Source organism: Sphingobium yanoikuyae, assembly GCF_013001025.1.
GTDB classification, from domain to species: Bacteria; Pseudomonadota; Alphaproteobacteria; order Sphingomonadales; family Sphingomonadaceae; genus Sphingobium; species Sphingobium yanoikuyae_A.
Genome location: NZ_CP053021.1, coordinates 1,880,370 through 1,903,991 on the forward strand (window position 1 = coordinate 1,880,370; position 23,622 = coordinate 1,903,991).

The 23,622-nt window shown below is 62.3% G+C and carries 19 protein-coding genes; 15 read left to right on the plus strand and 4 right to left on the minus strand.

What is annotated here, in order from left to right:
* Position 1: 1 nt before the first annotated feature.
* Positions 2-922 carry an SDR family NAD(P)-dependent oxidoreductase gene (locus HH800_RS09425; RefSeq protein ID WP_169860874.1) on the minus strand — a complete coding sequence of 307 codons (921 nt, stop codon included), beginning with the start codon at positions 920-922 and terminating at the stop codon, positions 2-4.
* A gap of 103 nt (positions 923-1,025) precedes the next feature.
* Between HH800_RS09425 and HH800_RS09430 the strand changes: the two genes are divergently transcribed.
* The 4 genes from HH800_RS09430 to HH800_RS09445 all read left to right on the plus strand — a co-directional run bounded on the left by HH800_RS09430 (position 1,026) and on the right by HH800_RS09445 (position 6,387).
* Entirely contained in the window at positions 1,026-1,817 is a 792-nt protein-coding gene (locus HH800_RS09430) for an IclR family transcriptional regulator (protein WP_169860875.1), read from the plus strand.
* Positions 1,814-2,842, plus strand: coding sequence for an acyl-CoA dehydrogenase family protein (locus HH800_RS09435; RefSeq protein WP_169860876.1), 1,029 nt, complete (start codon positions 1,814-1,816; stop codon positions 2,840-2,842). The genes HH800_RS09430 and HH800_RS09435 overlap by 4 nt, the downstream gene beginning before the upstream one ends.
* Positions 2,843-2,854: 12 nt before the next feature.
* On the plus strand, positions 2,855-4,009 hold the full coding sequence (locus HH800_RS09440) for an acyl-CoA dehydrogenase family protein (RefSeq protein WP_169860877.1): 1,155 nt from the start codon (positions 2,855-2,857) through the stop codon (positions 4,007-4,009).
* A gap of 332 nt (positions 4,010-4,341) precedes the next feature.
* On the plus strand, positions 4,342-6,387 hold the full coding sequence (locus tag HH800_RS09445) for a 3-hydroxyacyl-CoA dehydrogenase NAD-binding domain-containing protein (RefSeq protein WP_169860878.1): 2,046 nt from the start codon (positions 4,342-4,344) through the stop codon (positions 6,385-6,387).
* A 46-nt stretch (positions 6,388-6,433) separates the two neighbouring features.
* Here HH800_RS09445 and HH800_RS09450 read toward each other — a convergent pair whose 3' ends face one another.
* Together HH800_RS09450 and HH800_RS09455 are read right to left on the minus strand one after the other, a co-directional pair.
* Positions 6,434-7,750, minus strand: a complete 1,317-nt coding sequence (locus HH800_RS09450) for a spinster family MFS transporter (protein ID WP_169860879.1) — start codon at positions 7,748-7,750, stop codon at positions 6,434-6,436.
* A 117-nt stretch (positions 7,751-7,867) separates the two neighbouring features.
* Positions 7,868-8,977: an amidohydrolase family protein gene (locus HH800_RS09455; RefSeq protein WP_066863590.1), complete on the minus strand. Its 1,110-nt coding sequence runs from the start codon at positions 8,975-8,977 to the stop codon at positions 7,868-7,870.
* A 722-nt stretch (positions 8,978-9,699) separates the two neighbouring features.
* Here HH800_RS09455 and HH800_RS09460 point away from each other — a divergent pair.
* The 9 genes from HH800_RS09460 (at position 9,700) to HH800_RS09500 (ending at position 20,430) form a co-directional block, all read left to right on the plus strand.
* Positions 9,700-12,066, plus strand: a complete 2,367-nt coding sequence (locus HH800_RS09460; RefSeq protein WP_169860880.1) for a TonB-dependent receptor — start codon at positions 9,700-9,702, stop codon at positions 12,064-12,066.
* Between the two features lie 129 nt (positions 12,067-12,195).
* Positions 12,196-12,954, plus strand: a complete 759-nt coding sequence (locus tag HH800_RS09465; RefSeq protein WP_169860881.1) for a FadR/GntR family transcriptional regulator — start codon at positions 12,196-12,198, stop codon at positions 12,952-12,954.
* A 98-nt stretch (positions 12,955-13,052) separates the two neighbouring features.
* Positions 13,053-14,192, plus strand: coding sequence for an alpha/beta fold hydrolase (locus tag HH800_RS09470; protein WP_235682071.1), 1,140 nt, complete (start codon positions 13,053-13,055; stop codon positions 14,190-14,192).
* Between the two features lie 180 nt (positions 14,193-14,372).
* The gene (locus tag HH800_RS09475) at positions 14,373-15,590 is read left to right on the plus strand and encodes a thiolase C-terminal domain-containing protein (RefSeq protein WP_169860882.1); all 1,218 of its coding nucleotides are present in this window, start codon (positions 14,373-14,375) and stop codon (positions 15,588-15,590) included.
* Complete coding sequence (locus tag HH800_RS09480; RefSeq protein WP_169860883.1) at positions 15,590-16,027, plus strand: Zn-ribbon domain-containing OB-fold protein; 438 nt, start codon at positions 15,590-15,592, stop codon at positions 16,025-16,027. Before HH800_RS09475 ends, HH800_RS09480 begins: the two co-directional genes overlap by 1 nt.
* Positions 16,024-17,373, plus strand: coding sequence for a phenylacetate--CoA ligase family protein (locus HH800_RS09485; protein ID WP_169860884.1), 1,350 nt, complete (start codon positions 16,024-16,026; stop codon positions 17,371-17,373). Before HH800_RS09480 ends, HH800_RS09485 begins: the two co-directional genes overlap by 4 nt.
* Positions 17,370-18,047, plus strand: a complete 678-nt coding sequence (locus HH800_RS09490) for a hypothetical protein (RefSeq protein WP_169860885.1) — start codon at positions 17,370-17,372, stop codon at positions 18,045-18,047. Before HH800_RS09485 ends, HH800_RS09490 begins: the two co-directional genes overlap by 4 nt.
* A gap of 26 nt (positions 18,048-18,073) precedes the next feature.
* Positions 18,074-18,877 (plus strand): alpha/beta fold hydrolase, encoded by an 804-nt coding sequence (locus HH800_RS09495; protein ID WP_169860886.1) that lies wholly within the window; start codon positions 18,074-18,076, stop codon positions 18,875-18,877.
* A complete protein-coding gene (locus HH800_RS09500) occupies positions 18,874-20,430 on the plus strand; it encodes an AMP-binding protein (protein ID WP_169860887.1) in 1,557 nt (518 codons plus the stop codon). Before HH800_RS09495 ends, HH800_RS09500 begins: the two co-directional genes overlap by 4 nt.
* A gap of 15 nt (positions 20,431-20,445) precedes the next feature.
* On the opposite strand, the gene HH800_RS09505 is transcribed toward HH800_RS09500, so the two are convergent.
* Positions 20,446-21,843, minus strand: a complete 1,398-nt coding sequence (locus HH800_RS09505; RefSeq protein ID WP_169860888.1) for an MFS transporter — start codon at positions 21,841-21,843, stop codon at positions 20,446-20,448.
* A gap of 137 nt (positions 21,844-21,980) precedes the next feature.
* Between HH800_RS09505 and HH800_RS09510 the strand changes: the two genes are divergently transcribed.
* Complete coding sequence (locus HH800_RS09510) at positions 21,981-22,862, plus strand: SDR family oxidoreductase (RefSeq protein WP_206379210.1); 882 nt, start codon at positions 21,981-21,983, stop codon at positions 22,860-22,862.
* A 35-nt stretch (positions 22,863-22,897) separates the two neighbouring features.
* On the plus strand, positions 22,898-23,485 hold the full coding sequence (locus HH800_RS09515; protein WP_268932928.1) for an SDR family oxidoreductase: 588 nt from the start codon (positions 22,898-22,900) through the stop codon (positions 23,483-23,485).
* The last annotated feature ends 137 nt before the right edge of the window (positions 23,486-23,622 follow it).

Genomic DNA, 23,622 nt, shown 5'->3' on the forward strand with positions numbered 1-23,622 from the left:
GTCAGACCGGATCATAGGGCCAGATTTCGGCCGACCGCGCGAGCGGCATCATGTCGTGCGCCATGGCAGGCAGCAGGTCGCTGACGATAGTGTCGGGCGTCCACCCGCCGGAACGCTGCATCGTCTTGATCGGGCGCGGCTTGTTGAACAGGAAAATCTCGTTCTTGCGCACGCCAAACGTCTGGCCGCTGACGTCCCTCGCTCCGTCGGAAAGCAGCGCGGCGACCATCGGCGCGATCTTGTCCGTGGTCATCGTCTTCATCCGCTCGATCCGCTTTTCCTCATCCGGGTTGGTGGCGGGGATCGTCGCGATCAAACGGCTCCAGGCGAAGGGCGCTATGCAGTTTGACCGCACGCCAAAGCGCTGCATGTCGAGCGCGATCGAGTTGGACAGGGCGAAGATGCCCATTTTCGCTGCCGAATAGTTGGCCTGGCCGAAATTGCCGATCAGCCCTGATGTCGATGTGAAATGGACATAACTGCCCGACCCCTGGTCCTTGAAATAGGGCGCCGCGGCCTTTGACACATAGAATGATCCATTGAGGTGCACGTCGATCACCTGCTTCCAGTCGACGATACTCATCTTGTGGAAGATGCGGTCGCGAAGGATGCCGGCATTGTTGACCACGCCATCGATCCGCCCGAACTGCTTTACGGCATCCTCGATGATCGATGCCGCGCCCTCCGGCTCGGCGACGCTGGCGCCATTGACGATGGCCTTGCCGCCCTCTGCCCGGATCAGCGCCGCGACCTCCTCGGCCGGCCCTGCATCGGCGCCTTCGCCCTCTGCCGATGCGCCCAGGTCGTTGACGACGACGTTCGCGCCCTGTCGCGCACATAGCAAGGCGATATCGCGGCCGATGCCGCGCCCTGCACCCGTCACCGCCACCACCTTGCCATCCAGCCGTGCCGAATCGCCCATTTCTATGCTCTCCGCATTTCGATTTCCCATGATCTAGCTTACCTATATAACTTATTCAACTACGAGAATGGACATTCATGATCGTGAATAGTAGGGTGTGGCCATGGACATGCCTCGCCCCGATCCTCAACTCCGGCCGCCGGTCAATTCGGTGGTGCAGGCGATTGCGATATTGCGCCATCTGGGCGCGCTTTCCGAACCACAGGGCGTTACCGCTATTGCGCGTGCCCTTAGACTCAATCCCAGTTCCTGCTTCAACGTGCTCAAGACGCTGCTGCGCGAGGATCTTGTGAGCTTCGACGCGGTGTCGAAACGCTATGCGCTCTGTCTTGGCACGATCGATCTCGCGCGGCTTGCGCTGGGCCGCGATGCGGTCGTCCGCGCGGCGCATCTACCCATGGCGACGCTCGCCGGGCAGTTCGATGCTGCCGTAGGCCTCTGGCGTCTTACCGAAGGCGAACGCCTGGTCCTGGTCGCGCTCGCCGAAAGCGCGGAGGCTATGCGCATCCACATGGTGGTTGGCCAGCGCCAGCCCGCCGCCGCGGGTGCGACAGGTCGCGCGGTGCTTGCGCGTCGCGCCCTGGATGATGCGGCCATTGCGGCTGTCCATGCCGGCATCCGCTGGAAAAGCGCGCCCGATCCGCAGGAGTTCATCGCTCAGGTGCGCGCGGCGGCGGCGAAGGGCTGGGCGATTGACAATGGTCAGATCAATCACGGCATCTCGACGGTGGCGGCCGCGATCGTGGATACAGGCGGCGCGCCGCGCTTCGTCCTCTCCGCGTCTATGTTCAGCGGCCGGGAGAATGCCGAGGGTATGGATGCCATCGGCGCGGCAATGCGCCAGGCGGCGGACGCCATCGCCCAATCGGCCTATGCTATGGAGATGGCCACATGAGCGATGCAGCGATGGTCCTTGGCACGGCCGATCGGCTGATGGCGGACCAGTGCGACGACGCGACGGTGCGCAGCGCACGGCGGGGGGCGTGGCCGGCCTCCCTGTGGAACGCGATCGCACAGATGGGCCTGCCGCTGGCGCTCGTGCCCGAAGGATCGGGCGGCTTCGGACTGGATCCGGTCGATGCCTTCGCGCTGGCGCGTCTGGCTGGCCGCCATGCGCTACCGCTGCCGCTTGGTGAAACCATGGCGGCGAACCAGGCACTCGCGCTCGCGGGGCTGCCGCTGGCGGAAGGTCCGGCTGCATTTATCCCTGTCGAGTCGGGCCTCGTTCTCCGCGACGGACGCATCACGGGCACCGCCGATCGCGTGCCTTGGGGGGCCACCGTCGGCACGCTGGTCGTGGAATATCTGCTTGGCGGCGCGCGCCATGTCGCCCGGCTGGACAGTGGATGGCGCGTGGCGGAGTCGGGGACGAACATCGCTCATATGCCGCGCGACAGGCTGTCGATTGATGCCGCCATAACCGCCACAGCACCTGCGCAAGGCCATCCTCTTTACCTCATGGGCGCGGGCCTTCGCGTCCTGCAGATCGCCGGTGCGCTGGATCAGGTACTGGATCTCAGCATCGCCCATGTTTCCGACCGCAAGCAATTCGGGCGCGCCCTCGCCACATTTCAGGCGATCCAACATGAACTGGCCCGGATGGCAGGCGAAGCGGCCGCTGCGGGCGCGGCCGCCGGTTTGGCGGCGGAGGCGCTGGCCGAAGCCGCCGGCGACCCGATGCTCAGCGTTGCGGCCGCCCGCATCCGCAGCGCGGAGGCGGCGAGCGTCGCCACGGGCGTCGCCCAGCAGTTGCATGGCGCGATCGGCTTTACGCAGGAGCATCGCCTGCACTGGTACACCAGTGCGTTGTGGAGTTGGCGCGACGAATATGGCGGGCCGCACCATTGGACGCAGTGCTTGGGCGCCGCCGCGCTCGCGGTTGGCCGCGATGGGTTCTGGCCCTTCGTCGTTGCGGCCTGACAGGACGGAAACATGAATCCCATCCGCTTTGCCACGCCCCCTCGCCACGAAGCCGCCGAGGCTTTGCGACACGACGTGCGCGCCTTTCTGCATGATCGGCTGGCCCATGTTCCGCCGATCCGCCGCGCCGACAGCTGGACCGGGGTGGACAAGGATTTCACCCGTGCCATGGGCGCGAGGGGTTGGCTCGGCATGACATGGCCCAGATGCTATGGCGGGCACGAACGCAGCGCCTTCGAACGCTATGTCGTGATGGAAGAGACTCTGGCCGCCGGCGCCCCTGTCGGTGCACACTGGATCGGTGATCGGCAGAGCGGGCCGACCTTGCTCAAATTCGGAACCGAAGCGCAACGGCGAGCCGTGCTACCGCGCATCGCGGCAGGTCAGGCGATGTTCTGCATCGGCATGAGCGAACCGGATTCCGGTTCCGACCTCGCCGCCACCCGCACCAGTGCCCGGCGCACGGCCCAGGGCTGGCGCATTAATGGGACCAAGGTCTGGACCACGGGCGCGCATCAATCCGACTATATGATCCTCTTCTGCCGCACATCCGGCACGCCAGCCGATCGTCACGCCGGGACCAGCCAGTTGCTGATCGATCTCCATGCCACGCCCGGCATTGCCATCCGACCGATCATCGATCTGGCGGGCCAGCATCATTTCAACGAGGTTCATTTCGACGATGCGCTTGCGCCGCTCGACGCGCTGATCGGGCAGGAAGGCGATGGTTGGAACCAGGTGATGAGCGAACTCGCTTTTGAACGCTCCGGGCCGGAACGGTTTCTTTCCTCAATGCAGCTGATCGTGGAACTCATCGCCGTTCTGGGCAAGGGGCATGGCGATCTGACCCGCGCTGCGATTGGCCGCCTGTCCGCCCATCTCATCATCCTGCGCCGCCGTTCGCGTGGGGTGGCGGCGATGCTGGACGCAGGCGAGAATCCCGCGCTCCATGCGGCCATCGTCAAGGATCTTGGCGCGGTCTTTGAACAATCCGTGCCCGACATCGCGCGCGGTCTGATCGATGCGGAACCCGACCTCGCCGCACGGGCCGACTATAATGCGGTCCTCGCGAAGATCGTGATGAATGCGCCCAGCTGGTCGCTGCGCGGGGGCACGCGGGAAATTCTGCGCGGCATCATCGCGCGGGGCTTGGGAGTGCGCGGCTAGCGATCAGCCCCCGTCGGACCGTCAGCGCCGGTCTGGGCGGGAAAAAGCCCTTCCAATGTTAGATTTCCTTTGCTTCAAAGGCGCTTGGCCCGGCCGCTGGACGGAGCGGCGGGACCACCCTGTCGCCGACAGGTCGAAAAGCGCCATAAGGTGACATTGCAGCCGGTATCTTGCGGCACCTTTGTCGCTTTAGGCCCTTTGCACGCGCCGAACCGTCGGCCCCGCATCCCAAAGTGCACCTGGATAACTATGTTCTCTTTCTCCGGTTGCGCGGCGCGCCGAGTCAGGGCAAAGACCGATGCAAACATGCTTTGCAAATCGAGGAGCCTTTCATGAGCGAAGTCGGAAAATACAGCGTCGAGGACGGCGGCATCGGGGTGATCGAAATCGACAACCCCCCGGTCAATGCTCTGGGCATCAAGACGCGCCTGGCGCTCGATGCCGGCTTCCGCAATTTTGCGGAGGACGATAGCGTCAAGGCGATCGTCCTGATCTGCGGTGGCCGCACCTTCTTCGCCGGCGCCGATATTTCCGAATTCGGCCAGCCACCGCAGGAGCCCGGCCTGCACGCGGTATTCGACATCATCGAAAACGGTACCAAGCCGGTGGTTGCCGCGATCCATGGCACGGCGCTGGGCGGCGGTTACGAACTGGCGCTCATCTGCCATTATCGCATCGCCGTGCCGTCCGCGAAGGTCGGCCTGCCCGAAGTCAATCTGGGCCTGCTGCCCGGCGCCGGAGGCACGCAGCGTCTGCCGCGTATCGTCGGCGTCGAAACCGCCCTCGACATCATGACCGGCGGCGCACCGGTTCCCGCGAAAAAGGCGCTGGAACTGGGCATGATCGACGCCGTGGCTGAAGAGGGCAAACTGCGGGAGGACGCCATTGCCTTTGCTCGCACCGTCGTCGACAAGCCGCTCCAGCGCGTGCGCGACCGCCAGGACAAGGTGGTGCCATCGCGCGGCAAGCCTGAAATCTACGAAGCCTATCTCAAGAAGAATGCCCGTGCCTTCCGCGGCTTCAAGGCGCCCTATAATATCGTCCGCGCCATTGAAGCGGCCGCCGAGATCGAGGATTTCGACAAGGGTATCGAACGGGAAAAGGAACTGTTCGACGAATTGGTGACCAGCACCGAGTCCGCGGCGCAACGCTATTATTTCTTTGCCGAGCGTGAGACGGCCAAGGTCCCCGACGTGCCCAAGGACACCGCGACGATCCCCATCAAGACCGTGGGCGTCATCGGCGCAGGCACGATGGGTGGCGGGATCACCATGAACTTCCTCAATGTCGGCATTCCCGTCACTCTCGTGGAAATGACGCAGGAGGCGCTGGACCGCGGTGTCGGCGTAATTCGCAAGAATTATGAAAATACGGCCAAGAAAGGCCGCATGACTGCCGAGCAGGTAGAGCAGCGCATGGCGCTCATCACGCCCAGGCTGGGGCTGGAAGCGCTGGGCGAGGTCGATCTTGTCATCGAGGCGGTTTATGAGGAGATGGGCGTCAAGAAGGACGTCTTCGGCAAGCTTGACAAGATCGCCAAGCAGGGGGCGATCCTGGCGTCCAACACCTCCTTCCTCGATCTGGACGAGATTGCGGCGGCGACCAGCAGGCCTGACTGGGTGATCGGCCTCCACTTCTTTTCGCCTGCCAACGTCATGCGCCTGCTTGAAGTGGTGCGCGGGGCGAAGACGTCGAAGGAAGTGATCGCGACGGCCATGGCGCTCGCCAAGAAGATAGGCAAGGTGCCTGTCCTTTCCGGCGTCTGCTTTGGCTTCATCGCCAACCGCATCATGTCTCAGCGCGGGAAGCAGGCCGACGAACTCGTCCTCGAAGGGCCGACGCCGGAGGAAATCGACAAGGCCGTCTATGACTATGGTTTCGCCATGGGGCCGTTCCAGATGATCGATCTTGTCGGCCTTGATGTCATCGGCCGCGACGAGACCGAGCGCAGCGTTCGCGGCGACCTGGTCAAGATGGATCGCCTCGGCCAGAAGAAGAATGGCGGCTATTACGACTATGATGAAAACCGCAAGGCGACCCCGTCGCCGGTTGCGGCCGCCGCGATCACGGATTTCGCCAGCTTCAAGGGCGTTGCGAACAAAGGCAAGCTGTCGGACGAGGATATCGTTGCCCGTTTGCTCTACCCGGTCGTCAACGAAGGCGCCAAGGTGCTGGAAGAAGGCATCGCCATCCGTGCCTCGGACGTCGATATCGCTGCGATCCTGGGCTATAACTGGCCCGTCTATACCGGTGGCCCGATGTTCTGGGGCGATACTGTCGGCCTTCAAAAGGTCGTGGACGGCTTGCGGGCCATGGGCATCGAGCCGTCCAGACTGCTGGTAGAAAAGGCTGCAAAGGGCGAAAGCTTCACCCGCTGATACAGGATGGGCGCGGTCCGCCGGGCCGCGCCCATTGCCCTTTCATTTATTGAGCCGTCACCGGCCGTGCCGCGATTTCCCGCCGCACCAGCTTGGTACCAACGAAGCAAAGCAGGCCGCACGCGACCAGCCCGCCCAGCACGAAGACCAGAGAATAGCGGATCGCCTCCTTGCCAAAGCTCGGCTCCAGCAGGTCGTTCATGACGCCCACGAACACCGGACCCATGCCGATGCCCACAACCGTCGTGCTCAGCGTCAGCAAAGCGGTAATCATGCCACGGTTGCGGACCGGCGACATGCCTACGGCCACAGCATAGGTTGGCGGCATCCAGAAGGTCATGAACAGCTTGGAAAAGAACAGGCCCACCAGCGAGAGCATGGGGTCGGCTGCCAGCAGGAAAAGCAGGCCGAAAGGCGCGGCCAGTATCGTGCCCCATCCGGCAACCTGCATATAGACCGCGAAATCGCCCTTCGCGACCCGATCCGCGATCCGCCCCGCGCCGACATTGCCGATAAACAGCCCGCCGGCCACCGCCAGCCCCATCAATCCTCCCACCTGCATCGTCGTCATCCCATGGACGCGAATATAAAAGGTCGGTCCCCACCCCAGGATCGAGTAGCCCGCGAAGGAACAGCACATGGCGATGATGAGCAGCAGGCGCAGCGAGGGTGAACGCAGCGCGATGAGAAAGGCCTCCTTCAGCGGCGGCGTTTCCACCTGCTTGCCGACGCCCCCATCCGCCATGCCGCGCGGCGGATCCTTGACGGTCAGGTGGATGCCGATCGCCAGCAGCAGACCGGGCACCCCGACCACGATGAACGCGATCCGCCAGTCGAAGGCAGTATTGAGCCATCCGCCGAAGAACAGGCCGAATGCGATGCCGATCGCCTGCGACGCCAGCCAGATGCCGATCACCGTGGCGCGTTGCGATATGGGATACAGGTCGGCGAGCAACGACTGGGTTGCGGGACCGCCGCCGGCTTCGCCGGATGCGACGCCGATGCGCGCGACGGCCAACTGAACGAAATTCTGGACGAATCCGCACAGCACCGTAGCAAGGCTCCACATTGTCAGGCAGCCGACCAGCACGTTACGCCGCGATCCCTTGTCGACCATCCGCGCGATCGGGATGCCGGCAATCACGTAAAAGGCGGAAAAGGCGATCCCCGACAGCAACCCCATCGCCGTGTCACTGACGCCCAGGTCTTTCTTGATCGGTTCCAGGAGGATCGCGAGAATCTGGCGGTCGACGAAATTCACGACCCCGACCAGGCACAGGATGAACAGCACATAATGGCGTCGTGGCAGCGTCCACCAGCCATGTGTCGCGTCCGTGCCAAGCGCCTTGTCTACGGGCTCCATCCTCATGCTCCTTGATTGTTATTTATATAACCTAGACAACCATGTTCGGAGTGTGGGGACAAGCAAAAAGGGCCGCCAAAGCCCGGGCGGCCCTCCCTTTGCTTGCAGCTGACAGCGTCAGGCGAGGATGAGTTGCGGGTCGGGATTGAGCGTATCATGCTTGAACTTGAACAGCCGCGCGGCGTTGCCGCCCAATATGTCGATCTTGTCCTGTTCGCTGATATCGATGCCCGCGAACAGTCCGTCGATCACGCTCCGTGAATGGGGGAAGGTGCCTTCCGCATGGGGATAGTCCGACGCCCACATCAGCGCACGCGTGCCCGTCACCGATCGTGACATGATGCACGCGCGGTCGTGCTGGAACGAGCAGGTCACTTGCCGCTTAATGATCTCCGATGGCATCATCGACAGCTTGGGACGGACGAAGATGTCGTGCGCGACATAGACCTCGTCCATGCGCTCTGCAATCGCGGCCAGCCAGCTGGCGCCACATTCGATGACGGCGACCTGGGCCTTGGGATTACGGTCGAGCAGTCCCCCGGACACCATGTACATGATCGCGTTGATGCCATCGTTCATCTGCATACTGTAATTGATGACGGCCGCGCCCGGGCCACGCTCGTTGACGACGGTCTCGGCTCCAGTTCCGGTATGCAGCACGAACACGATGCCCAGGTCGCCTGCCAGCTTGAACAACGGATCCCATGCTTCGTCATTATATTTGGGGATACCGGCCATCGGGATGGAAGGCAGCATGACGGCGGTGAAGCCTAGCGTCGCGATGCGGCGAAGTTCCTGCTGTGCATAGGCGAGGTTTCGCACCGGCAGCACGCCGCAGCGCACGAAGCGATCGAGATGACCGGAAAAATACTCGTTGTTCCAATCATTGTAGATTTCGCACTGCGCCAGTTCGGCATCCTCGTCGTCGATTGCGTACAGCCACAGGCCAAGGCTGGGGAACGCGATCTCGGCGTCGATGCCGTCCTTTTCCATGTCGACCAGCCGCCCGCCCAGATCATGGATGCCCAACCGGGTCGCGCCACCAAAATCCGGATTCTTTGCCAGGCGCAGTTTGAAGATGGTCTTGTGCGCGGTCTTCGTGACCAGCGCGTCGCCCTCCTTCACGGTGTGCACCGCGTGCTCTTTCAGCGATGCCGGCAGATTGTCGAGAAACAGGCTGTTTGGTTCGCGCACATGGCTGTCGGCGCTGAAAATGAATGGCTTCATGGGCATTGTTCCTTTCCCAAGGGGCGCGTTGCGACGGCCCTCTATTCCTGACTTAATATTTCACCCCATGCTTGAAACGGATATCGATGCCGGGCGCCGGCCCGGCGCGATCAGCATCAATTCCCGCACTTGCACGTCTGACATCCGGGTCGGGGCGACGCAAACGTCACCTAACTATGCACTTATACTACGCGTCGATGCGCCTGTCTCGCAGAAAAAGATACCTCTTTCCAAAAAGGAATTCGTGGCCGTGCGCAAGGTGACGGCGGCCCATGGTGGGTCAAGGGGCGCAGCGGTGGAGCCGAAAGGGCGGGAGGGTCGATCGGGCGCACTAGGATGATTCGCCTTTGGGTCCCGGTTTCTACCGCCTTACGGCGCCTGCATGTTGCGCGATTAACATGAAGCGGGGGCGCATGATCGACACTATGTCGATGCGCCGTCTAGCTAGATAACTAGGTTATTGTGCATTATTGGATCGAACTGCGTACCTCGATAAAAGAGATACCTATCTTATTGCCTTCGCCGGGCTGAATGTGTAAATCAGCCTCATATGGACCCTAGAGAGGTTCTGATCCAAACAGAATGGGAGGTTGTCTGATATGCATCCACTTCGTCACTCGGCGCGGAGGGCTGTTTCGGGGCTCTTGCTTGGTACCGCGTTCGGAGCATTGTCGGTCACGCCGGCCTTGGCGCAGGCGCCGCAGACCAGCGAACAGGGCGGCTTGCAAGACATCATAGTAACCGCGCGCAAGGTTGCCGAAAATCTTCAGGATGTTCCGGTTGCAGTTACGGCCTTTACCGCCGAAACACTGTTGCAACAGGGTGCGACCAAGGTATCCGACGTCGCGCGCACAACGCCCAGCCTGACCGTGCGTGAGTCGCCTTCCAATCCTACAGCCATTTCGATCACCTTGCGTGGTCAGGTACAGACGGACGTACTCGCGACGCTCGATCCCTCGGTTGGCACCTATGTAGACGATATGTATTGGTCGCGCGCTTATGGCCTGAATCAGGATCTGCTCGACCTTAGCAGCGTACAGGTGCTGAAGGGACCGCAAGGCACGCTGTTCGGCCGCAACACGACCGGCGGCGCGATGCTGTTCGAAACCAACAATCCGAATTTCGACGGCGTCTCCGGCAGCATCGCGGCGACCTATGGTCGTTTCAACGAGCGTGTCGGAACAGTCGTCGTGAATATCCCCTTGATCGACGACAAGCTGGCAATCCGTGGAGCGCTCCAGCGCAACTTGCGCGATGGCTGGATGAAGGATCGCATCACCGGCGACAAATATAATGATCGCGACAACTGGGCTGCGCGCGGGAAGATCCTGTATCAGGCTACCGACAATTTGAGCTTTCTGTTCTCTGCGGAATATTTCAAGCAGGATGTCAATGCATCCGGTCGCCAGATGCTATATCTGATACCGTCGGGACTGACGGCGCCATCCGCAGCGGGCAATGCCAGCTTGCAGGCGGCGGGTGCTGCTGCTGCGGCCACTCTGACAGCCGCCGGCCTGCCGGTGCCGACGGGCATCAACCCCTTCTCCTACCCGGCGATCGGTGCTTCGGGCGCGCTTCAGGCGGGCGGCAACCTGCGCAGCTATTATACAAGCCTGGGCGCTAGCGAGACCGCGCTGTCGCAGGGGGTGGCGGGCGATCCCAACCTCCCCGACGCATCGCCGCTGACGCGGGTCAAGACGCAGACATATAATGGCACGATCAATCTCGACACCTTCTTTGGTGCGATCAAGTTCGTCGGCGGCTGGCGCAAGGTAAGCACGACGTCAAGACTGGACCTGGACGGATCGGCCGCTCCCATCCATACCACGACCGGCGATCAGACCCTGACCCAATATTCGGGTGAGTTGCAGATCACGGGCACTGCGCTCGACGATGCGGTTGATTTCGCCGGTGGCGCCTTCTACTTTCATGAATCAGGGTTCGACACATCTTCGTCCATATCTCTGCCATCATTCAATCCCACTACATTGTTCTTCAATGGTGAACTTGATAATGACAGCATCGGCGCTTATGCTCAGGCCACCTATCATTTCACCGATCGCCTCTCCTTCACCGGCGGACTGCGCTACTCGGTGGATGACAAGGGTCTTACCACCAGAAACTCTACCCAGAACCGCACGAGCGGAACTATCGCATGTCAAATCCCGACAGCAACGGTGGCCAATGGCTGCGCGCTCCGCGTCCGCGATGATTTCGACGGCGTCTCCTATCTTGCGAGCCTCGACTACAAGCTGAGCGAGGATGTGCTCGTCTATCTCAAGACCAGCAAGGGCTTCCGTTCCGGCGGACAGAATCTGCGTGCCAACTCGGTCGCGACGGCCATCCCCTTCAAGCCCGAGATCGCCTATGCTCATGAGGCCGGCATCAAGAGCGAATTGTTCGATCGCCGCCTGCGCCTCAATCTGGCAGGCTATTATTCCAACGTGAACGACATCCAGCGGACCACGCTGATCGGCTTGGCCAACGGTACGACCCAGACGGTTCTGACCAACGCGGGCAAGATTCGCATCTGGGGTTTGGAAGGCGAATTTCTGGTCCAGCTGCCGGCTGGCTTCCAGGTCGGCGGGACCGGCAGCTACACCAATGCCAAATACAAGGACTATCAGGAACTGCCCAGCCGCACCAACCTGACCGGCAACCGTCTGGACGAGCGGGTTGAAGGTGTACCGAAATGGACCTGGTCCCTGACCGGCAGCTACGAACACGCATTCGATTTCGGCCGGTTCAATCTGCGCACAGACTATAGCTGGACCTCTGCGATCAATCTTCAGCCTTATACACCCTTTATCGGGGATCCGCAGGGCGTGACCATCGATCCCAACACCGGCACGACGATTGCGCAGAACATCATCGATGCCACTACGTCGCCCAAGCAGGGCGTGTTGAGCGCGCGCGCCTCACTGTCGCTGATGGATGACAAGCTGGAACTGGCGGTGTTCGGCCGCAACCTGACGAACAATCGCAAGGTGGTTCAGGCCCTGTATGTCGGCGGCCTGGGCTATGTTTCGGGCGTGCGTCGTGAACCTTTGACCTACGGAGGCACCATCACCTACCGCTTCGGCAGCTGAGGAATTCGAGGAAGGCCGGCGCGCATGTTGCCGGCCTTCCTTGTCCAAGTCCCGCGCTTTTGTAATGAGCATGTTGCCCGGTCCCAGCAATCACGTCGCGACGGGAGCGGTAAGGACAGGATGCTCGACATGAACAATATTCTCGACCTCAACGAAGCTGTCGAATTGGGCGGTTCCGTGGTCGCACGCACAGTGCGGGAACTGACGGAACTCAGCCTTCAGGCCGGGGACGGGGACTATCTGGGATCCGAAGCCGAACTGCTCGAGCGCATGGGCATCAGCCGTCCGACCCTTCGTCAGGCAGCGAAAGTCGTGGAAAGTGACTGCCTCCTCTCGGTCCGCCGCGGCGTCAACGGGGGCTTCTATGCCACTCGGCCCAGCGCGCGGCATGTGGTCCAGTCTCCTGCGCTATGGCTCCGTCTCCAATCGGCGACACTGGAGCAGATGAATCGGGCGAGTATGTTGATCTACCCGACCGCAGGCGCGGAGGCGGCCAAATGCACCGATCCAAAATTGATCGCGGAACTCAGGAGCTTTCGGGCAGCGATCGACGAACGTGAGGCGCGACAGGAAAATCAGCGGGAAACACTAGATGCCGAAATCTATTTATCTCAGCTTATCGCAAACATGAGCGGGGATCCCGTCCTCATCCTCTTTATCGGCATCAGCTACACCTTTGGCTTGCTGGAACGAGAATATCGCTTTTACCGCCGCGCGCCCGAACGTCGCAGGCTCTGGCTGTCGCTACAGCGCAGCTATTGCGACGCCATATTGTCGGGCGACAGTGAAATCGCGCTGCTGCTCGGGGTGCGGCGCGGGCGGCAGGTCGAAAGCTGGATTGCCGAAGATAAGGCGGCCGCGGCGCAACGGGCGACCGACGAGACATAAACGACAGGACAGGCATGATGGCACAACTTGACTATATCGGTTTTGGGGGTGTGCGTCTCGTCGCGCAGAGCTTCGGGCAAGAGGATGATCCTGGCATATTGCTGCTGCATGGCGGTGGTCAGACCCATGATGCTTGGCGATCGGCAGCAGTCGCCCTTGCCGAAGCGGGCCGCTATGTCATCAGCCTAGATCTGCGCGGGCATGGTGCCAGCGAATGGCCTGCCGATGGTCGCTACGATCTCGATGCCTACAGCGGCGACATCCGCGCGGTCCTGGCGACGTTGCGGTCCCGACCGGTCATCGTGGCGGCATCGCTGGGTGGCTGGATCGCTACCGCTGTACTGGGGGAAAGCGAAACCGCATTGGCGACCGGCCTGGTGCTTGTCGATGCGCCGCCGCGCATGGACCCGGCAGGGTCAAGCCGCATGAGCGAGACGTTGCGTCGTGTTGCGGCAGGCAAGGGCGGCCAATGGGATCCGCGCATTCTGGACAGTTTCGACACGCCGGCGGCGGAAGGTCGGCTAATTGATGCGGCGCGGGAACTCAAAGTGCCGACATTGATCGTTCGGGGCGAGCGCAGCACGCTCAGCACGCCCGAATCCGTCGTCGAACTTGCTGGTTGCATCGCCGATGTCGAGGCCGTCGAAATCAGCGACGCAGGGCATCTAGTCGCGGTCGATCAGGCGGACGCTTTCAACGCGCTTCTGCTCGATTTCCTCGAACGGCGAGTACCCCTGTCGCCGCCCTCCTACGTCGCTGGCTCGGATTCCCGGACGCTGCGCGATGCGCTCGGCTGCTTTGCCACCGGCGTAACCGTCGTCACGACCCTTGACCCAGGCGGCAGCCCTGTCGGGCTCACTGCCAATTCCTTTACCTCAGTGTCGCTCGATCCGCCCCTTCTGCTTGTGTGTATTGCCAAGAATGCAGGCAGCCTGCCGGCGTTTCTGACCGCCGACCATTTTGTCGTCAACGTCCTGCACATTGGCCAGCAGCCGGTATCTGGCCGCTTTGCCAGTCGTACCGAAGATCGCTTTGGTCAGACCGATTGCGACATATGGGATAGCGGCGTGCCCGTAATCCGCCACTCGCTCGCCAGCTTCGAATGCGCCCGTGACACCGTGCATGATGCGGGCGATCATCAGATTTTGGTCGGCCGCGTGAAGCGTGTTCAATTCGAGCCGCACCGCGATCCGTTGCTCTATTTTCGCGGCAAGTATCGCCGGCTGCATTTTAGCTGATCAGGCCAGTCAGACATATATCACTAGGTTTTATCAGTTTGCATTTTTGGCGTGACAAGAGGTGTCAATTTGGGCCAGAAGGTTTCGACAATAATCGCCTGTCCGTGATTCCATGGACAGGACGGGACCGGGAGAGGCGCTTGCCCGACCTGATACCGTAATCGAGAGAGCAGGAACGGGATGACCTGGGTAAATCAGGATAAATGCGCGATCGTCGGGATTGGCGCGACTGACTATTATGTCCGCGGTAAAAGCTGGCCGCGCACGATCAACGACATGGCGGGCGAAGCCATTTTGAAGGCGTGTGAAGATGCGGGCATCTCGGTCAACCAGATCGACGGCATTGCTTATTATTCCACCGCCGGCGCGGGCTATCTCGACAAATTCGATACAGCCAGCTTGATGGAGACGCTGGGCATTCCCTATGTCGGCTTTTCCGCGACGCTGACCAGCGGCGGGGGCGGTTGCCCGGGTGCAATTGGTCTCGCGACCGCCGGCCTGATGAATCAGGATTGCACCTATACGGTGACGCTGATGGCGTTGCAGCAACTGCCCCAGCATAGGCTGGGCGTGGTGTTCGGCTCATCAGCCCCCAATCCCGAAAACAGCTTCCTCCAACCTTCGGGTCTCGTCGGTCCCGGTCATCTGATGAGCGTCCTGGCCCGTCGTCACATGCACCTCTACGGCACACAGCCCGAAGCCTTCAAGGAAATCGTCCAGGCCACCCGCGAGAATGCACTGGACCGGCCCAAGGCGGTTCGTCGCAAGCCGTTGTCGGACGAGGAATATTGGACCTCGCCGATGTTGGCTGATCCACTGCGCCGGCTCGACTTCTGCCTGGAGACCGACGGCGCCGTAGCAGTGATCACGACAACGATGGACCGCGCCAGGGACTGCCGCCACAAGCCGGCCGTGGTCCATGGCGTCGCCCATGGCGGCACCCGCGAATGGGGACGGGCCTTTGCCTGGATGGGTATGCCCGATCCCGACTTCGCGTCGTCCGGCCACAAGTTCGTCGCGGACCGCATCTGGAACCAGACGGGCCTGACAGCCAAGGATATGGATGTCGCGCTAATCTACGACCATTTCTCCTCCATGGTGCTGATGCAGCTGGAAGATTATGGCTTCTGCGAAAAGGGTGAGGGCAGCGACTATGTCCTGTCCGGCAAGATTCGCTACGATAAGGCCACCAGGGGCGGCGTGAACGGCGGTGTGCCCGTAAACACCCACGGCGGCAACCTCAACGAAGCCTATATCATTGGCATGACTCACATCGTCGAGGGTGTGGAGCAGGTGCGCGGCACGACCGTCAATCAGGTCGAGGATTGTGAATTCGCACTCGTGACGGGCGGCCCTGCGTCGCTGCCCGTTTCCGGTCTCGTTCTGAGGAGGGCCTGATGAGCTACGGACCCGCACGCGTCCTTCCGGGCGAAGGCATCAAGATCACCACCAATCCCGATACAGAACCCTTCTGGGGAGCCGCTCGGGAACGGCGGCTCACCGCCTGCCAGTGCGGCGATTGCGGCCATTTTCGTATGCCGCCTTCGCCCTTTTGCCCCAAATGTCAGTCGACGCGGAAGGTATGGCCCGACCTGCCGGGCACCGGAACGATATTCAGCTTCGCCATCTGTTCGAAAAATCCCAGGACGGGTGAAGATTATGTCTACGTACCCGTCGTCGTCAGTCTCGACGGCACCGACGACGCGCGCCTCGTGTCCAATCTGGGCGGTATCAATGCGGAAGATGTCCGCATCGGTCAGAAGGTTGAGGTGGACTGGAACCCGATTGACGACGGCTGGGTGTTGCCCGTTTTCAAACCCGTGGAGGCCCTATGAGCCAGATCAGCGAACTCACTCGTCCCGTATCGGCGCAGGGGCCGCAGTCTGATGACCTGCGCTATCTCGATCCGCAGATCGAGACGCTGCCGCGTGCCGAACTGGACAAGCTCCAGGAATTTCGCCTGCTGTCGATGCTGCAATATGTCTATGATGGCAACGGCCTCATCCGCGAAGTATGGGATGCGGCCGGAGTCAAGCCGTCGGACATAAAGTCGCTAGCCGATTATCGGGCGAAGGCGCCGTTCATCGACAAGGACATGATCCGCGATTACCGCGACCGCAACGATGATCCGTGCGGCGGGCTGCGTATCGCTGATTATCGCGACATTCCACATGTCGGCTTCACGTCGGGCACGACCGGCGATCCGACCCCGGTGCCCAATGGCAAGGGCAGCGCCACCGAACCGGAAATCCTGCGTGAATTCTGGCAGATCGGCGCGCGCGGCGGCGACTATGTCACCTATATGATGTTCACCTTCCGGGGCGGCATCAACCGCACGTCCTTCCTCAACGAAGCGGGCTTCACGCCGATCCTGTCGCCGCATGATCCTGCGATGTTGCCGCAGATGATCGAGGCGATCGAAACCTATCGCCCGACCATTCTCTACATGCTCTCCACGCCGATGATGATCGGGCTGGAGAAGTTTTTCGAGACGAGCGACAAGGATCCGCGCGAGGTCTTCAAGTCGGTCAAGGGGGGCGTGTTCGGCGGCGAGCCGATGAGTCCGCGCTTCCAGAAGCTGGCCAAGGACTGGGGGATCGAGATTTTCGATTACACCTCCCTGGGCGACGTGACCGGCGCGATGGAATGTCGCGCGCATAACGGCTTCCACGCCTGGGAAGATCTGGCGCTGGTCGAAAATCTCGATCCTGATGGCAATCCGGTGCCCGATGGCGAGATGGGCGAACTGGTCGTCACGGCCCTGTCCGATCCCTGGGCGCCGCTGGTTCGCTTTCGTACAGCCGATCTCGTCAAGTTCGACCGCTCGCCATGCAGTTGTGGGCGCACCCATCTGCGCTTCTGGACGCTGGGCCGTGCCGGCGACCAGACATTCATCAATGGGACCGCGGTCCTGCCGCGCGACATCCAGGCGATCGTCGAACAATTCCCCGAAACCAAGGCGGCCCTGTTCCAGATCATCCGGCCCCAGGCCCGGATGGACTTGCTGCGTCTGCGCGTGGGTTATGAAGGGCTGACCGACAGCCAGGAGGCGCTTGCGGCCCGTATCGCCAGCAAGGTGGCGCAGGTGCTGGGCGTTCCGTCCGACATCGAACTGGTCCCGGCAGAAGAGTTGCTGAAGCTTGGCCCCCCCCAGAAAATCCCGAGGGTAACAAAGTCATGAGCGAGACCTTGTCGATGATCCGGCCCAGCGCCATCGCGCAGTTCAGCGATAATGGCGTGACGCGTCTGCTGCCGATCAGCGAGCGCGAAGTGAACCGCACCATTGCCTTCTTCCGCCGCGTACTGGCGAGCGACTGGGATCTGCGCGGCCGCTTCGCGCTGATCCTGGGGACACAGGCCGACGCCTATTTCCTTGCCGCCTTCGAACGCGCGCTTCAGGAACGCGGCGTGACGGTGTGCAATTCGGAAGCCAATAGCTGGGATGGCGCCCGCACTGAAGCGACTATCCGGCGCTTCGACGTCGCGATCGTCGCGGTGGTAACACCCATCGTTCTAGATGCCATCCGCAACGCGGGCCACGACGCGAAAACCTTGTTCCAAGGGAAGATCGTTTGGGCGCAGGGCGACGCCTATGATGCGCTGGAAGGAACCGAAGGGATCGACTTGCGCCGCTGGATACCGCTCGGCCCTGCTTTCGCGATCGAGGGGCGGCACCGCGGGGGCGCCCATTATGACGGCCGCGAATGGCTGATCGAGACGCACGGCGACACGACCTATGTCACCAGCCGCCTAGATCGCGCCATGGCCTTCGATCGGCTTCCAGTGGCCCTGACGGCGCGGATCAATACCGACCCCTGTCCCGGCGGCGCCCTGGGGCCGCGCATCGTCCTTTGATCAGTTTCCACGGACATGGCGGCATTATGCTGGCGGCGGATGAGGCGGGGCCCCCCGATGGCCCCAGCGTCATCTTTCTCCATGGCGGCGGTCAAACCCGTCACAGTTGGGGCACTGCCCTCAATGCTGCGTCGGCGCGCGGTTTCCATGCGATCACCGTCGACCTACGCGGCCATGGCGACAGCGACTGGGCGTCCGACGGCGACTATCGCATTGACGCTCATGTTGGCGACATCCGTGCGATCGTGGCGACCATGCCCGACGCGCCGGTGCTGGTCGGCGCATCGCTCGGTGGCCTTGCGGCTCTTTTGGCCGTCGGAGAAAGTCCTGCGCTGATCGCCCGTGGCCTTGTCCTGGTAGATGTCGTGCCGCAAATCGAGATGGAGGGCGCGCAGGAAATTCGGGGCTTCATGACCGGCAATCCCGACGGCTTTGCCACCGTCGAGGAAGCCGCCGATGCCGTGGCCGCCTATCTGCCCCATCGCAAGCGTCCGTCCGATCCCGCCGGCCTTATGAAGAATTTGCGTCGCCGTGCGGATGGCCGGCTTCATTGGCATTGGGATCCGGCCATGCTGGGCGATCTGAAGGGACTCGATCCCACAGAGCGCGAAACCCGCTTTACCCACGCCGCAATGCAGGTGCGCGTCCCGACCCTGCTGATCCGTGGCGGCATGAGCCGTGTCGTCAGCATGGACGGGGTCGCCGCCTTCCAGAGCGCCATCCCCCACAGCGAATTCATCAACATCGAGCAGGCGGACCATATGGTCGCGGGGGATGCGAATGACGCATTCAACGCACCGCTGCTCGACTTTCTGGACCGAAACCGATGACCAACCACGCCGATCTTTCCCCCTATATCGCCGTCCATCATTACGGTCTGGGTGACCTGTTGCATGAGCAGGCGCGCAGCCGGCCGCACATGATTGCGGCCATCGACGGCGAACATCGCTTCACCTATGCCGAATTTGATGAACGGGTGAACCGCCTTGCAGGCGTTTTGCGCGCCCGCAGTGTCGGTCATGGCGATCGCGTCCTGTGGCTCGGTCAGAACAGTATGCGTGTACTTGAAGCGCTACTGGCCTCCGCCCGCGTCGGAGCCATTTTCTGCCCTGCCAACTGGCGTGCCTCGGTGCCCGAAATCGCCGCCATGCTGGAAGACTTCGATCCCAGCGTAATATTCTGGCAGAATGAGGAGATTGGAGAAGGCAATCGCCAGGCTCGGGGCGGCTGGAAACCCGACAGCCACTGGATCTGCCATGACGGCTGCGAGGGCGAGGACAGCTATGAAGCGTTGCTCGCGGCGGCTGATCCCGAAAGCGATTTTGCCCCCGTCGATACTGGCACGCCCTTGCTGGCCGTCTACACCGCTGCCTTTTCCGGTCGCGCGGGCGCAGCGCTCCTCAGTCACGAATCCTTGCTCATCATGGCCTGGCTTGCGCTGCAATCGCAGAAGATCGACGAGCATTCGGGCTATCTCGTATCCGGCCCGATGTTTCATATTGGCGTCCTTATGGGCACGCTCGGCACCTTCCTGGCAGGCGGGCGCAACGCTTTCGTGCCGCGCGTGGAGGCCGAAAATCTCCTGCGGATGATCGAGGCGGAAAAGCTGACGCACGCCTTCGTGCCCCAGCCGACCGTATTGCAGATGCGGGACGTCAACAAAGACGGCACCTATGACGTGACCAGCCTTTTTGCCGATAATCAGATGTCTGACTGGCGGATGCCGATGGTCATGCCGGCCGACGCCCCGGCAGTGCGAAAGCTGGGTGGCTATGGCCAGACGGAGATTGGCGGGCTGACATCGGTGCTGTGGATGGGAGGGCAGGGCGCAGGCCGCCCCGTGCCCTTCGTTTCGTTCAAGATCGGCGATGAAGAAGGCAATGAACTGCCCCGCGGCCAGACCGGCGAAATCTTCGCGCGCGGACCGATCGTCATGTGCGGCTATTGGAACCGGCCGGAGGAAAATGCGCGTCGCGTCGTCAATGGCTGGCACCGCACCAATGATTTGGGCAAGCGTCTGGAAGACGGCAGCCTGGTCTTTGTCGGTCCCAAGACGACGATGATCAAGACCGGGATCGAGAATGTCTATCCGGCCGAGGTGGAGGCCTGCCTGCGCCAGCATCCCGGCGTTGCTGACGTCTGCGTGATCGGCGTGCCCGACCCCAAATGGGACCAGAATGTCAAGGCGGTCGTCATCCGCAGGGAGGGCGTGGAGGTCGATGCCCAGGCGCTGATCGATCATTGCCGCGACCGCATGGCATCGTACAAGAAGCCAAAGATCGTCCACTTCGTCGACAGCCTGCCGCGTACCGCTCAGGGTTTTGTGGATCGCGCAGCGGTGGATGCAGACTTCGGCGGTGGCGGCTATCCCAGCGTGGGATGATCCGCCAGACCAGTGTCAATCCGCTGCGACCCCGGCATTGCGCGGCAAAGCAAAGGCCAGCAGCGTGGCCGTGATGCACAGCGCCACGATCACGCCCATTGCCAGGAAAAAGGCGCCCGTGGTGGGGTAGCTCGCTCCGCCGCCGGGCGTGGCAACGGTGCTGGTCGCCAGTAGCACCGAAACCATCTGCGCGCCGACGCCCAGAAAGGCTTGCCGCATGACCGTCATCATGCCCGCCGCCTCGCTCGTGCGGTCCGGCGGCACCGCGCCCGCCAATATGGTCGGGCCGACGGCGAACTGCATCGTCGCACCGAAGGATATCAGGATCAGGATCATCGTGACGACCAGGATGCTGTCATTGAAGAACATGGCGAGCAGCCACCCCGCGGTGGTCAGCAAGCCTCCTGTTATCATCGTTGTGCGACCGCCGCCCCGTGACGTCATCCAGCCGCTCAGCGGCCCGGCCGCCAGCGAACCAATATTGGACGGCAGCTTCGCCAAGCCAGCCAGTGTTGCCGTCGCGCCAAGCCCGATCTGGGTCCAGGTCGGCGCCTGCAACAGCAGCGAGAAGACTAGCGTGATCTGGAGCGTACTCATCGCCACCAGCGCCGTCACAGCGTTGGCAATGAACACCTGGGAGTTGGCAAAGAGGCGTACGTCGAACAGGGGCCTGGCCGTCCGCAGGCTTGTCCATATCCACAGCACCAGCAAGGTCAGGCCCGACACTGTCGCCGCGCCTGTGCGCCAGTCGGCCAGTCCCCATCTGGGACCGCTTGTTATCGCGAGCAGCAGGGCGAAGATGGCAGGGACGAACAATATCCCCCCGACCCAGTCCAGACGTCCCTCGATGATGATGCGCGGCGATCTTGGCAGCGCCAGGTAGATGGCTGCAAAAGCGGTGGCGGCGAACAACGCACTGGCGAAGAAGACCCCATGCCAGGAGAAATGATCGACGATCATGCCGCCTATCACCAGCCCGCAGGCCGTTCCCGCAGATGCGCCGGAAATCATCAGGCCGATGCCCATCGGTACTTTCCTCGGCGGCAGATTTTCGCGCACCAGCCCCACGCAGAGCGGGAGGATGGCGCCGGTAAGCCCCTGGAGGCATCGCCCGGCGAGGAGCATTGGATAGTTGGCTGAAAAAGTGCTGACGAGGGAGCCGACGAACCCTACAGCCAGCATCGCCAGCATCAGGCGGCGCCGCCCGAAAATATCTCCCAAACGCCCCGCCAGCGCGGCGGCCCCGGCGCCGATCAGCAGGTAGGAGGTGATGAGCCAGCCGACTCGCACCGGATCGCCAAGGTCGTCGGTCAGCGCGCGTTGTGCGGCATAGATCATGGCGGTTTCGAACGATCCGGTGATCTCCGCAACCCACAGCGCGCCAATGACCGCTGCCGTCGATCCGTTTTTCATCCGGCACCTTCTCCTGCAATGCACGCCTTAACTGGCGCTATGTCATTTTTCCCTGGCTATAGCGAAGGTGGCGCCGCTACGATAGTGCTGTTGCACCTAGTTAGCGATGATGGAAAATTCATGAGGAGATGGAAGGCGTGAACATCCCTGCAAATCATATCGTGGTGGAACCACCCCCGTTCCAAACCGCGCCCTTTCCGGCCGATTGCTTTGCCGGCCAGGCCGTCGTCGTCACCGGCGGCGGCTCCGGCATGGGCCTCGCTATGGCGACGGCTTTCGGGCAGGGCGGGGCAAAGGTCGCGCTGCTCGGCCGCACCGCCGAAACGCTGGAAAAGGGTCTGGCGACCTTGTCCGATCTCGGCATCGTCGCGCTCGGTGTTCAGGGTGACGTGCGCAACCCGGACGCCATTGCTGCCGCGTTCGACACCGTCGAACGGGAATTGGGGCCAGTGACGTTGCTCGCCAACAACGCCGGCGGCAATTATCCGGTGCTGGCCGAGGCCATGTCGCCAGGCCAGTGGCGATCGATCACCCGCATCGCGATCGACGGCACCTTCTTCGTCTCGTCGGAATTTGCCCGGCGCCGCATTGCGGCGGGCCGCGGCGGCGCGATCGTCAACAATTCGGCGCAATATGTCTGGTCGGGCTTTCCCGGCGACGCCCATTCGGCGGCGGCCAAGGCGGCGATAGTTTCCATGACGACAGCCCATGCCGCCGACTGGAAAGCGCATGGTATTCGCGTCAATTGCGTGGCGGCGGGCTTCTTCCCGCATGAACGCTCCAATGCGTCGGACGATGCGGAATCCGTTGCGCGCCTGGGCGCCATGTTCCCGCTCGGCAGGGTCGGGCGGACGCGCGAATTTGGCTGGGTGTCGGCCTTTCTCTGCTCGCCCTTCGCGTCCGGTGTGACGGGTGAAACGCTGGTGATCGACGGCGGGGACCGTCTGCGTCGTCAGTTGATGAGCCCTGCCTTCGTGCCACCGCGCGAACGCGACTCGATCTGGGGAGTGGCGCCATGAACGCGATGCTTGATCTGCTCGCAGGGCGTCATGCTATGGTCGCGGGGACCGGCGCCGCCGTCGACAGCGTGGCAAAGGCGCTGGCTGCACTCGGCGCGCGCGTCACCCACATCAGGAATCCATCTGCTGATGCTGCCGCCATCGCCGCGGCCTTTGTCGAAGCCGACGCGCGGCAGGGGCGGCCCGTCAACCTGCTCGTCCATGCCGGAGCACCGCTTGGCAACGAAGCCGCCGAAACCGTTTCGGTTGAAGGCTGGCGACACGGGTTCTCGGCCGATATCGACGGCCGCTTCCTGCACGCGGCGGAATTTGCCCGCCGCCGCATCGCCGCGCATGAGCGGGGCGCTATCCTGTTCCTGATGCCGTCACCGCGGATTTGTAGCGGCCGCGCGGCACAATTGAGCGCCCATGGAGCGCTCGACAATCTGGTCAAGTCGCTGGCGGTCGAATGGGGCCGGGACGGTATCAGGACCAACGCAATCGCCAGTGCTGTGGTTGATGATTTCGCCGCGGCATCCAGCGCGGCGCAAGCGTCGCTCGGCAATCTGGCTGGCTATATCCTCAGCGACCATGGCGCCTACATTACCGGCATGGTCATGGGAATCGACGAACTACCGGTCTGACGATCGGCATGTCTTCCCCTGACATGCGCGCACATCAAAAAAAGGGCCGGCGAACTGCCGGCCCTTTTCATGTCTGACCCAATTGTGATCGTTTCAGTTTATTTTCTGATGAACGGGGACCGAAAAAAGCTTCAAAT